A 12,189-nucleotide genomic window follows, 5' to 3' on the forward strand; every position below is an offset into this window, starting at 1 on the left:
TGATTTAATGTCCGATATATTAAAAAATGATTGGAAAAATTATTTGCAGTCTGAATTCCAAAAAGATTATTATATTAATCTAAGAAAATTTTTAATAAATGAATATAACTCTAAGACCATTTATCCTAATATGTATGATCTCTTTAACGCCTTACATTTTACACCTTATAATAAAGTTAAAGTTGTTATATTCGGTCAAGATCCTTATCATGGACCTGGCCAAGCGCATGGATTGAGTTTTTCTGTTAATCCAGGTGTAAAAACTCCACCATCTTTAATTAATATCTATAAGGAACTACATACTGATTTAGGTTGCTATATTCCAAACAATGGCTATTTAAGAAAGTGGGCTGATCAAGGAGTCTTATTGCTAAATACGGTACTTACAGTTAGAGCTGGAGAAGCTAATTCCCACAAAAATAAAGGATGGGAAGAATTCACAAATGAGGTTATTAAGGTGCTAAATAAAAAGGAAACACCTATAGTATTCATACTTTGGGGTAATAATGCTATTTCAAAGACTGACTTTATTACTAATCCTAAGCATCTTATAATAAAATCCGTTCATCCTAGTCCATTATCTGCATCAAGAGGCTTCTTCGGAAGTAAACCTTTTTCAAAAACAAACAATTTTCTAATTTCTACAAATCAAGAACCAATTGACTGGCAAATCGAAAATATATAATTATTTAATTTACTTTCCCAATGCTTACATTCAAATTAAGCCTTTATATTATAAAGTAAATTAAATGTTTAAATATAGTTTTGCTAAACATTGTGCATATGCTGGTGTATAATTGATTATACACTAATTTTGAGGAGGTTGTTTTGTGGATTATAAATTTGTTTATGATAATAAAGAATACGTACTAACAGATAATAATTGCGATGGGATATTTTTTGAAGGCGAAAATGAGATTACAGGTCTTTCCTTAGATATAATATTGAATGCTCTAAATGAAGGAGAAGAAGTAAGTTTTTCAACAGAATATTATGGCGATAAATGTGCATGTAATACTCAAGAGCAAATAAATAAATCTTATCGTTACTTAGAGTACCACTTTTACATATATACAAAGGATAATGAATATGTAATAGATACTTTATGTAATGAATATAGGAATACATCTTTTAATAAACTTTTTGGTCTAGGAAAAATTGATGATAGCTATATAGTTAGTGTGACTGTATGTCCTAACTGCGGTATCTACTCAATATATATAGATCAATGTACTGTTTAAGGAATTTCTATATAACTTCTTTACAAATAGTTAAGATTAAAAAAGATAACATTTAGAAATATAATTTAAATGTTATCTTTTTAACGAATATAATTTATTTTTTATTCCTTTAAAATAGTAAACTAAGTTAATTAAACCATTCAAAAAAATTGTATACAAACTTTACTGAATTATAATTTTCTAAAGATATAGAAAAAAGCACTAACTTATGTTAGTGCTTTTATGGTGGCTCGAACTGGAATCGAACCAGTGACACGAGGATTTTCAGTCCTCTGCTCTACCGACTGAGCTATCGAGCCATATTACCTGGCAACGTCTTACTCTTCCACACAGTCTCCCATGCAGTACCATCAGCGCTGTAGACCTTAACTTTCCTGTTCGGAATGGGAAGGAGTGTTACCTCTACGCCGTCATCACCAGATACAAGTAGTATTATATCGAGTTATTTATATTATGTCAACACATTTTTTATTTTTTTATTATAAATATTTTAAAATGCTTAATTCAGCGGGGTTTATATTTTATTTTTCTAATCAATTGTGCAATAATTAAATATACATGATAATGTGTTTTTAATACTTAAAATAAATTTTAATTTGGAGGTTTTTCTATGAGCATTGAAAAGTTATCAGAAATATTAAAGAATAGTAATAATATAGTCTTTTTCGGCGGAGCTGGTATCAGTACGGAATCTAATATACCTGACTTTAGAGGCTCAAATGGCCTATTTAGCGAGAAATTAAATGCTACATTAACTCCTGAACAGTTAGTATCACATACTTTTTATATTAAATATCCTGAAGAATTTTTTAAATTTTATAAAGCAAAACTTATATACCCCGATGCTAAACCAAATGCTGGACACTTAGCATTAGCCAAACTTGAAGAAATGGGAAAATTGAAAGCTATCGTGACACAAAATATAGACGGACTCCATCAAATGGCTGGAAGCAAAAATGTATTCGAACTTCACGGATCTATTCATCGAAATTATTGTGTTAAATGTCATGAATCTTATGATGTGAATTTTATCCTACAATCTAAGGGCGTTCCTATTTGCACTAAATGTGGTGGGGCTGTCAAACCCGATGTAGTTCTTTATGAAGAGGGTCTAGACGATAAAGTAATTAGAGACTCTATAAATGCAATTTCTAATGCAGATACTCTTATTATAGGTGGCACTTCACTTGTTGTTTATCCTGCTGCCGGACTTATCAATTATTTTAAAGGAAAGAATCTTGTATTAATAAATAAAAGTTCTACCTCTGCTGATTCCAAGGCTAATTTGGTTATTAATGATTCCTTCGGAAAAACATTAAGCAACGCTATAAAAGAATTATAAATTTTTTATCTAAATTATGTATAAATAAATTTAATTTGGCAATAAATAATAATGAAGTATTTAACTTCAATATTTAATCGCCTCTCCCCCATTTTTATTTATATACAATTTGTAAAGCCATAATATATTACTTCGTTTGAAATATATTATGGCATTTTTATTTTGCATAATTTATTTAATAAGAATTCTTCTTAGCATATCTAATCCTGTAATTGTAGCCTGAAGCCTTACTTTGTTCCTATCTCCCTTAAACAAACATTTTTGTATCGTTACCTTTCCTTGAACATACACACCTATAAAAACCAATCCAACAGGCTTTTCTAAAGTACCACCTTCTGGTCCTGCAATTCCTGTTGTTACAATGCTAACATCAGTATTAGCTGTCTTTGCAATACCAATTGCCATTTCTCTTGCGGTTTCTTCACTTACGGCCCCATATTTGTTTAAAATATCATTATTAACGCCTAGTCTATTATGTTTAGCCTCATTGGAATATGTTACAGCGCCTTCTAAAAAAACTTCCGATATACCTGGATAATTAATAAGATAGCTTGCTATCATGCCACCAGTACATGATTCTGCCGTAGATATTGTTAGTTTCTTCTCTATCAAAAGCCTAGCTACAACTTCTTCTATGTTAATATCCTCAGTTGCATAAACATTATCCCCAAGTCTGTTCTTAATTTCTTCCTCAATTGGTTCTATCAATTTTAGTGCTTCATCTTTAGTTTCAGCCTTTGCAGTTATACGAAGCATTACTCCTACATCTTTTGCATAAGGCGCAATTGTAGGATTAGTTTGAGTATCTATTAAATCCTTAATCTCCTCTGCAACAGCGCTTTCCCCTATTCCAAGTATCTTAACAACTCTTGAAACCAATATTGAATCTGATTTCTCTTGAAGATATGGTTTAACTGATTCTTCAAACATTGGTTTCATTTCCTTTGGTGGTCCAGGTAAAATGATCATTATCTTATTATCATCTTCTATTATAACTCCTGGTGCTGTTCCATTATTATTATTTATAACAGTTGCTCCTTCTGGAATTAATCCTTGCTTTAAATTATTTTGAGTCATTGCTCTTTCTCTAAATTTAAAATAATCTTCTATCTTTTTAGTTGAATTTTCATCCTTGATTAATTCTTTATTAAAATATTTAGCTGCAACTTCTTTTGTAATATCATCATCAGTTGGTCCAAGTCCTCCTGTAGTTATTATGATATCACTTCTGCTATATGCCTCATCAAATGCATGCATAACTCTTATTTCATTATCTCCTACTACTTGCTGATAATACATATCTATTCCAAGGGCTGCTAATTCCTGAGCTAAATATTGGGCATTTGAATTAATTATATCACCTAATAAAATTTCTGTTCCTATGGCTATAATCTCTGCTTTCATCTTATTACCTTCTTCTTATTTAATTTATAAGTCCACAATAATATTCTTAATTAGAAATTATACTACTAAACTATTACTAATTACAATAATCTCTATTTATATCATAATTAAAGATTGAAACCTATCCAACAATCTATTGAATAGGTTTCATATAAAATATATTCTTTTATAATATGCTATCTCTAAATATATCTAGAGATAGCTTATATAAAAAATTTTTTCATCCCAATTTATTATAGGTAAATACTTTAAATATCAAAATAAAAGTCTCCTTAATTAAGTAATTAACCTAGAATAAACTTAGTAATATGTATGAGAAGAAAAAATTCATTGCAAAGAGAGCTTTCTGTTCTAATTTTATGTGAAATTTTTAATCTTTATTCACATCTATCTGCAATTCTATTATAAAAGTCTATTCTAAATGTTTTAAAGCTCTAGGATTAAGCTAAAAATCTACACTACTTTGCTTGCTTCATTCTTTATATTACTTATCTTCTGTTTCAAGCAATGCTAATGCTACCGCACCAATTACCCCTGCATCTGTACCTAATCCTGCTGGAACAATCTTAACTGATTCTGCCATGGATTTAAAACATCTCTTATCCACAACTTTTCTTACTGTATCAAAAACAATCTCTCCAGCTTTTGATACACCACCACCTATTATTATAATTTCTGGATCAAATATAGATACTGCATTAGCTATAGCTATTCCTAAATAATTCAGTGCATTATTAATTATATCTACGCAAACTGGATCTCCTGCAGCCGCCTCTGTAAACACCTCATATGAAGTAATAGTATCATACTTTCTTAATGAAGTCTCAACTTTACTAGCTAATGCTTCCTGTCCTCTTTTTGCAATTGCAGTTCCTGATGATGTTGCTTCTACACACCCTATATTTCCACAATTACATCTTGGTCCATCTGGTGCCACTGTCATATGTCCTATTTCTAAGGCATTTGAAGTGTGTCCTCTATATACCTTTCCATTTAAGACAGCGCCTCCACCTACTCCAGTGCTTACTGTGAAGAATACTACATCTTTAGCGCCTTTTCCTGCGCCAAACATATATTCGCCGATAGCTGCAACGTTTGCATCATTATCTAAAAATACAGGAACTTCAAACTTTTTATTCAAAGGTTCCACTAAATTAAAATTCTTAAATGGAAGGTTTGGTGTATAGATTATAGTTCCTTTTTCAGCATCTAAAGGTCCAGGGGAACCGATACCAATTCCTTTTATATCTTTATAAGTTACTGATCCATCTTTAATTACTTTTTCAACAGATTCTATAATTCTATTTAATACTGGAATTTCTCCCTCGCTTGCATTTGTAGGAACTGTTGTTTGACATAACACTTCTCCATTTAAATTAGATAATGCAGTACTTATCTTAGTTCCTCCTAAATCTACTCCTATAACATATTTTTGCATAATATAACTCTCCTTTATTTTATTTAATATACCAATAAAAAACAATTTGCTAATACATATTATACTATATTATGCTATTCCAATAAAACCTGTATTTTAAATAATATTTTTTCAAGATCCTTTATTGGCGCTTATGTAATAGTTCCCAAAATCGTCATATTGTGTATAATTGATATTGAATTTATTATCTTGAAGCATAGAATTAATTAATTCTATATCATCCTTATTATTTCTATCTATCCTTATTACAAAATTATCATCTTTGTCTATTATATTTAAATAGTCAAATATATTACTATAATCACTCAACTCTATATTCCCATTAATATCCATGCTATAATCTGACATTGTAGATGCCTCCTTGTTTAAATTGCATAAAATATACTATTACTAAAATATTATGTCTTTCTGCACATGATTTTATCCTATATATATTAATGTAAAATTTACCTTATTCCTTAATTATAGTAAATTTTATTTTACTTCTCTTTATTAAGACAATAAATAAAAAGTACCCTTTATGTAATTACTACACTAGAGTACTTTTTATTCCTATTCCGTAAATTTTAGCTATAACTTTCCGTAATCTTATTTTCTTAATTCATTAATGCTCTCTATGGCTTTCGCTACCTCTATCTCTGGAACTTCCTCATATCTTACAAATTCTTTTGTAAATACTCCTCTTCCTTGAGTTAAAGATCTCAATTCAGTAGCATATTTTCTAATTTCGGCAAGCGGAATTTCTGATATAACCCTTTGCTTGTCCCCTTCTGGCTCCATTCCGATTACTCTTCCCCTCTTTTTATTTATATCAGCTATCACATCACCCATATATTCGTTTGGTAATATAACTTCTACTTTCATTATAGGTTCCAAAAGAATAGGTTTAGCTTGCTCTAATCCCTTTTTATAAGCTATAGAGGCTGCAACCTTAAAAGCCATTTCAGAAGAATCTACAGAGTGATATGACCCATCATGAAGAGTCGCTTTAAGGCCTATAACTGGGCATCCTGCTAAAACCCCATGAGTTATACACTCTCTTAATCCTTTTTCTACTGCTGGAATAAAATTTCTTGGAACTGCACCACCAACAACGTTATCAATAAATTCTAATTCTTCCTCTCCATCTGTTCTACGTTCAAATTTAATTACCACATCTCCATACTGGCCATGTCCACCAGACTGCTTTTTATGTTTTCCTTGTACATCTGAAAATCCCTTTATAGTTTCTTTATAAGGTACCTTTGGTAAACTTAATACTGCTTCTACACCAAATTTACTTTTTATTTTACTTGCGATTACATTAATATGTGTTTCTCCTAGTCCTGAGATTACAATTTCTGCATTTTCTACATCCCTATCAATCTGAAAAACAGGATCTTCATCTTTTAACTTGGCCAAAGCTTGAGATATCTTTTCCTCATCACCTTTAGCTTGTGGGATTACAGCCATTGAGAAAACTGTTTTAGGAAAATTCATTTTGTCATATATTACTTTAAAATCAGGACTAGCTAAAGTATCGCCTGTATTTGTATACTGTAGCTTGGAAATAGCACCTATATCACCAGCTATTATTCTTTTAGCTGGTATTTGTGTCTTACCTCTAATAAAACATATATGGGATAATTTTTCGTTCTTATCTTTATTAACATTTAATACTGTCATATCATCTTTCGCTTCACCTGTAATAACTCTAAAAAATGATATCCTGCCTACAAATGGATCTGCAATAGTTTTAAATACTAATGCAGAAAAAGGCTTATCTTGATTGAGATTAACAAAAACCTCTTCATCTTTTAAAACGTCTACAGCTTTTTGTGGAATAGCATATTCTGGCGATGGAAAACATTCTACAATATCATCAATTAAAGAATCCATTCCAATAACTTTTGTAGCACTTCCACACATAACAGGGGCAATATCCCCATTAGCACATCCACTTATAAGGCCCTTATATATTTCTTCATCACTCAATTCACCTTCACTAAAATATTTATCAAGCAATACTTCATCAGTCTCAGCTACAGCTTCCATAATCATCTTCTTACAATTTTCAACTTCATCCTGGAGCTCTTCAGGTATATCCAATATTTTTATTTCCTTAGTCTTTACATCGTATACTCTTGCTTGTTTGGATATTATATTTATTACTCCTTTAAAATTGTCTTCTTCTCCTATAGGATACTGAATAGGCACCACGCTGATGCCAAACTTTTCTTTAAGAGATGCTAATACTTTATTAAAATCCGAGTTCTCTCTATCTAATTTATTTATAAAAAATGTTCTAGGCAATTTAATTTTGTTACAATATTCCCAGGCCCTTTCAGTTCCCGCCTTGACTCCTGAAACTCCGCTTACAACTATCATACCTACATCCACGGATCTCATTCCTTCGATACATTCACCTTGAAAGTCTGCATATCCAGGAATATCAATAAGATTTATTTTAACATTATCTAATTCAATTGGTGCTACTGAAAGGGCAATAGAAAATTGTCTCTTCTTTTCTTCAGTATCAAAATCTAAAACCGTAGTCCCATCCTCAATATTCCCTAATCTATCTGTAATTTTTGAATAATACAGAAGGCTTTCCGCTAAGGAAGTCTTTCCAGTTCCATTATGCCCCATTAATCCTACATTTCTTAAATTTTTAATACTATAATCTTTCATAATGCTGCCAAACCCTTAATCTACCCTAGAGATTGGCTCCCACCTGCCTTTCACTTAATAATGCTATATGTTATATTTCTATTTCTATTCGTTAAATCCTCCTTATTTTCTTAATTTTCTGAAAATTTATATTTATCCTATTTTTGAAGTAGTCCTTTAAATTAATTTGACGTTTTCTTGTAGTATTAACCAAAAAACATTATAATTTTATCTGTTAATATCTTTAGAATCATGTTTATTACTTTAAATCTATCTTTGTGGAGGAAAATTTAATGAAAGCAAAAAAGAATTTAAGAAACTTCTATATGTTTTGGTTTGCTTTACTTGCAATTTCTATAACTATCGGAGTCTTATTTATAAAACCCCAAGTAGGTGTTGCTGATCAAGGTGATTTCTATAGAATTATGAATGTATCTGGTCTGTCATTATTAGACTCAGATACGAATAATCCTAACTCTGTAGGATATTATGACTTTATTGTGACTGATTATAAGATTACCCCTTTAAACAATACTGATCCTAAAATCATCTGGAATTGTAGTTTGAGCTATCTAATAATACTTGTTAATTATATATGCAAATCACTTGATCATAATATATTTAAAACTCAATATTTAGCTGTCATCTATAGTATTATATATATTCTTTCATTTATCATAATATTAAAATCTTTGAATATAAAAAATAATATTAAATCTATGATGGTTGTACTAATAACCGCATTCATTTTCTTTGATGGTAATTATTTAATTTGGTTTAATAGCCTATATGGAGAACCAATGATGATAACTACACTATCGCTACTTGTTGCATCCATTCTTAACTATATTAAGTACAAATACGTAGTAAAGGGAACGGAAAAATTAATGTCGAAAATACTTTATATATTATTTTCAGCATTTTTATTTTTAGGTTCTAAATTACAAGTTATTACTTCTTTACCTATTATTATAATTCTTATATGTAAAATATTATTGGATAATAGATATAATCTAAATAAAATCAATTTAGCTATTTTATATGTTATTACATGCTTATTGATAATCTATCCTATTCGCATCAATATGAATAGCAACAACTTAAGTAAAGACACCCAGTATAACTCAGTCTTTTATGGAGTACTAAACGAATCTACTACACCAGAGCAAGACTTGATAGATTTAGGCTTAGATCCTGATTTATCAGCTGAGGCTGGGAAACATGCTTATTTGGATTCTGATGAATATGTCAAATATATTCCTGGTTCAGAAATAACTGATGAAAAATTCTACAGTAAAATAAATAACTTTAAACTTGGAAAATTCTATTTAACTCACCCTACTCGTTTATTAAATGGCATGAAATATACCGCAAGTAAGGCATTCTATACTAGTACCGGACTAGGTAAGTACTCAAAAGCTGATAGTTTAACCCCAGTTAGGGATTTCCATCGTTTCACACTTTGGTCATCTATAAGGGAAAAAATATTGCCTAGAAATTTATATTTTATAGGATTAATTTATCTTATTGTTCTGTTATGCTCACTGTATAAATATATTCGAAATAGTTCTAACCCTGAAATCAAGAACAAAATTCTCTTGCTTTGGACTGTTATATTTATAGGTATACTTCAATTTCCAATGCCTTTTGTCGGCAATGGAAAGGCTGATACCTCGAAACAATTATTTTTATTCAACTTCACTTTTGATGCATTATTAATGCTTATTCTTGTTTATATTCTATTTAAAGTAAATAATCTATTTAAAATAAAATTTAATTCATCTCATAAATAGGCTTAACAAGTAATCTTAGAGTAATTGTAATTTTGTTTACTCTAATTAAACCAATATCTATATTTGTTTATCACTAACTTATATTTATGTTTGCATCACATATTTAATTTATTTTATAGAAAATGAAGGCTAAGTATACAATGCTTAATTTGCATTATATACTTAGCCTTCACAATTTTTATTTACTTTTATTCCTTATTCTCATACCTTAAAATAATTAGCTGATTTATATTATTTTAAAATTCGAATGATTAATTTGGTTTTAATATTAAATTACTATATCCCAATTATTCAAATTATCTTTTATTTATCTTCATTAAACTTGCCAACTATATGCATTCTAAATAGATTAATCAATATTAGTGTAATACCCCCAACCGTATCTATTATAACATCTCTAAAAGCACCTTCTCTTCCTAAAACAAATAATTGATGTATTTCATCAGAACAAGCGTAAAGAAATACAAAAGCTACTGTCACAAAAATAACTCTTCTGATATTAAAATACAATTTAAACACATTAAACGCTAATAATGATAATACCATATATTCAAGAAAGTGTGCGCATTTTCTAACTATAAAATTAGTAAGCTGCCCAAATATTCCATTCATATTGATACCTATAGCAGAAAGAATATTTATTACGCCTTCACTTTGAGAATCAGATATTTGAGCAGGTTGATTAGACATAATAAATATCCCTATCATCCAAACTATTAATAAAAACCAGTAAATAATTTTCCTTTTGTTCTTCATATTCCATCCTCTTTAAGTACAATTTTAAAATTCACAGATATTATATTACTCAGACATATATCTATTTATATAAGCAAGTGATTCTTCTAATAATTCTTGCCCTTTTTCCAAACCATCGATTTTCATCTCTAAGCTACAAATTCTTTGATCAATTTGATACATAAACTGCTTTATATCTTGTAGTAACTTTGCTTCATAAGTAACTTGCACACCTTCATCATCAATGTATATTTTTTCTGGTGGAGCACCACACTTAGAACACTTAGCATATATTCCTTGTTTATCTAAATTATTAAACACCTTAAATGTATCGTTATTACACTCTGCACAATTTGATAACATTATAAATTCATAATAACTCACATCATAATAATAAGTACTTCCACAGTCTTTACATACTAATTTAAGTTTATTGTCTTCTGTTGATATATGAAATTCATTACCGCTACATCCATCTTTTTTGCAGACAATAGTTCTTACCATAATCCTACCCCTCGCAATATAATTTTTATACAATAAATAAAAATATTAAATTACATTTTTACATATATTTTACATATAAATTATATATTATAATTCATTCATTGTATACTTTAACAATTAGTATTTTTAGCCTATTTTATACTGTTGTTCTACTATTTTCTGCACCATATAACTCATACCAGTAATAAATATTATTTAACAACAATATTTATAATAATAAAACAAAAAAACTATGAATAAAATTCATAGTTTTTAATGGTGGAGATAAAGAGATTCGAACTCTTGACCCCCTGCGTGCAAGGCAGGTGCTCTCCCAACTGAGCTATACCCCCATGGTGGACCTTCAGGGACTCGAACCCTAGACCTACCGGTTATGAGCCGGTTGCTCTAACCAACTGAGCTAAAGATCCGTAAGTTAAATTTCTTTAACTTAACTCTTGTAATCTACAAGATTACCTCGCAACGTCCTACTCTGCCACACAGTCTCCCATGCAGTACCATCGGCGCTATAGACCTTAACTTTCCTGTTCGGAATGGGAAGGAGTGTTACCTCTATGCCATCATCACGAGATATTAGCTTTTCCCAAATCTCTGATTTGGTTGAAAAACTTATGCAAATCGCTTTAGCGATTTGTATTCATTATTCAATTGAAAGTTTTGTTCTTTCAAAATTGCACACAGTTTCTTTAATGTATTTACAACTTGACTATATTGGTCAAGCCCTCGACCTATTAGTATCAGTCAGCTAAATATGTTACCATACTTACACCTCTGACCTATCAACCTTGTAGTCTTCAAGGGGTCTTACTAGCTTATGCTATGGGAAATCTCATCTTGAGGTGGGCTTCACACTTAGATGCTTTCAGCGTTTATCCCTTCCCGACTTAGCTACCCAGCTATGCTTCTGGCGAAACAACTGGTACACCATAGGTCAGTCCATCCCGGTCCTCTCGTACTAAGGACAGCTCCTCTCAAATTTCCTACGCCCGCGACGGATAGGGACCGAACTGTCTCACGACGTTCTGAACCCAGCTCGCGTGCCGCTTTAATGGGCGAACAGCCCAACCCTTGGGACCTACTTCA

Annotated in this window: 10 protein-coding genes, 3 tRNA genes and 3 rRNA genes (1 of these 16 running past the window's edge); 4 read left to right on the forward strand and 12 right to left on the reverse strand. The window is 30.4% G+C overall.

All coding sequences use genetic code 11. The features are described 5' to 3' along the window. Nucleotides 1-7: 7 nt before the first annotated feature. Both F3K33_RS25095 and F3K33_RS25100 read left to right on the forward strand, forming a co-directional pair. A complete protein-coding gene (locus F3K33_RS25095; protein ID WP_039773091.1) occupies nt 8-685 on the forward strand; it encodes a uracil-DNA glycosylase in 678 nt (225 codons plus the stop codon). Between the two features lie 145 nt (nt 686-830). Then, nucleotides 831-1,241, forward strand: coding sequence for a DUF3785 family protein (locus tag F3K33_RS25100; protein WP_039773093.1), 411 nt, complete (start codon nt 831-833; stop codon nt 1,239-1,241). 223 nt (nt 1,242-1,464) lie between these two features. Here F3K33_RS25100 and F3K33_RS25105 read toward each other — a convergent pair. Then, a tRNA-Phe gene (locus tag F3K33_RS25105) sits at nt 1,465-1,540 on the reverse strand. Between the two features lie 5 nt (nt 1,541-1,545). Continuing rightward, nucleotides 1,546-1,662 (reverse strand): 5S ribosomal RNA (rrf, locus tag F3K33_RS25110). A 189-nt stretch (nt 1,663-1,851) separates the two neighbouring features. Here rrf (F3K33_RS25110) and F3K33_RS25115 point away from each other — a divergent pair. Further along, entirely contained in the window at nt 1,852-2,583 is a 732-nt protein-coding gene (locus F3K33_RS25115; RefSeq protein WP_039773095.1) for an NAD-dependent protein deacylase, read from the forward strand. A 171-nt stretch (nt 2,584-2,754) separates the two neighbouring features. Here the strand turns inward: F3K33_RS25115 and F3K33_RS25120 are convergent, their stop codons facing one another. From F3K33_RS25120 to fusA, 4 genes are all read right to left on the reverse strand, one after another. Beyond that, nucleotides 2,755-3,987, reverse strand: a complete 1,233-nt coding sequence (locus F3K33_RS25120) for a competence/damage-inducible protein A (RefSeq protein WP_039773097.1) — start codon at nt 3,985-3,987, stop codon at nt 2,755-2,757. Between the two features lie 484 nt (nt 3,988-4,471). Beyond that, entirely contained in the window at nt 4,472-5,425 is a 954-nt protein-coding gene (locus tag F3K33_RS25125; RefSeq protein ID WP_012061045.1) for an ROK family protein, read from the reverse strand. A gap of 111 nt (nt 5,426-5,536) precedes the next feature. After that, nucleotides 5,537-5,773, reverse strand: coding sequence for a hypothetical protein (locus tag F3K33_RS25130; RefSeq protein ID WP_012061046.1), 237 nt, complete (start codon nt 5,771-5,773; stop codon nt 5,537-5,539). A 240-nt stretch (nt 5,774-6,013) separates the two neighbouring features. Beyond that, a complete protein-coding gene (fusA, locus tag F3K33_RS25135; protein WP_039773099.1) occupies nt 6,014-8,095 on the reverse strand; it encodes an elongation factor G in 2,082 nt (693 codons plus the stop codon). Nucleotides 8,096-8,367: 272 nt separating this feature from the next. On the opposite strand from fusA, the gene wsfD reads away from it, so the two are divergent. Beyond that, complete coding sequence (wsfD, locus tag F3K33_RS25140) at nt 8,368-9,867, forward strand: glycan biosynthesis hexose transferase WsfD (protein ID WP_039773101.1); 1,500 nt, start codon at nt 8,368-8,370, stop codon at nt 9,865-9,867. A 303-nt stretch (nt 9,868-10,170) separates the two neighbouring features. Here the strand turns inward: wsfD and F3K33_RS25145 are convergent, their stop codons facing one another. The 6 genes from F3K33_RS25145 to F3K33_RS25170 all read right to left on the reverse strand — a co-directional run. After that, entirely contained in the window at nt 10,171-10,623 is a 453-nt protein-coding gene (locus F3K33_RS25145; RefSeq protein WP_039773103.1) for a VanZ family protein, read from the reverse strand. A 45-nt stretch (nt 10,624-10,668) separates the two neighbouring features. Beyond that, nucleotides 10,669-11,106 carry a hypothetical protein gene (locus F3K33_RS25150; RefSeq protein WP_012061050.1) on the reverse strand — a complete coding sequence of 146 codons (438 nt, stop codon included), beginning with the start codon at nt 11,104-11,106 and terminating at the stop codon, nt 10,669-10,671. 256 nt (nt 11,107-11,362) lie between these two features. Beyond that, a tRNA-Ala gene (locus tag F3K33_RS25155) sits at nt 11,363-11,438 on the reverse strand. Nucleotide 11,439: 1 nt separating this feature from the next. After that, a tRNA-Ile gene (locus tag F3K33_RS25160) sits at nt 11,440-11,516 on the reverse strand. Between the two features lie 44 nt (nt 11,517-11,560). Beyond that, nucleotides 11,561-11,677 (reverse strand): 5S ribosomal RNA (gene rrf, locus F3K33_RS25165). A 140-nt stretch (nt 11,678-11,817) separates the two neighbouring features. Then, nucleotides 11,818-12,189 (reverse strand): 23S ribosomal RNA (locus F3K33_RS25170) (it continues 2,538 nt past the right edge of the window).

The organism is Clostridium beijerinckii, from assembly GCF_008705175.1.
Classification (GTDB): Bacteria; Bacillota; Clostridia; order Clostridiales; family Clostridiaceae; genus Clostridium; species Clostridium beijerinckii.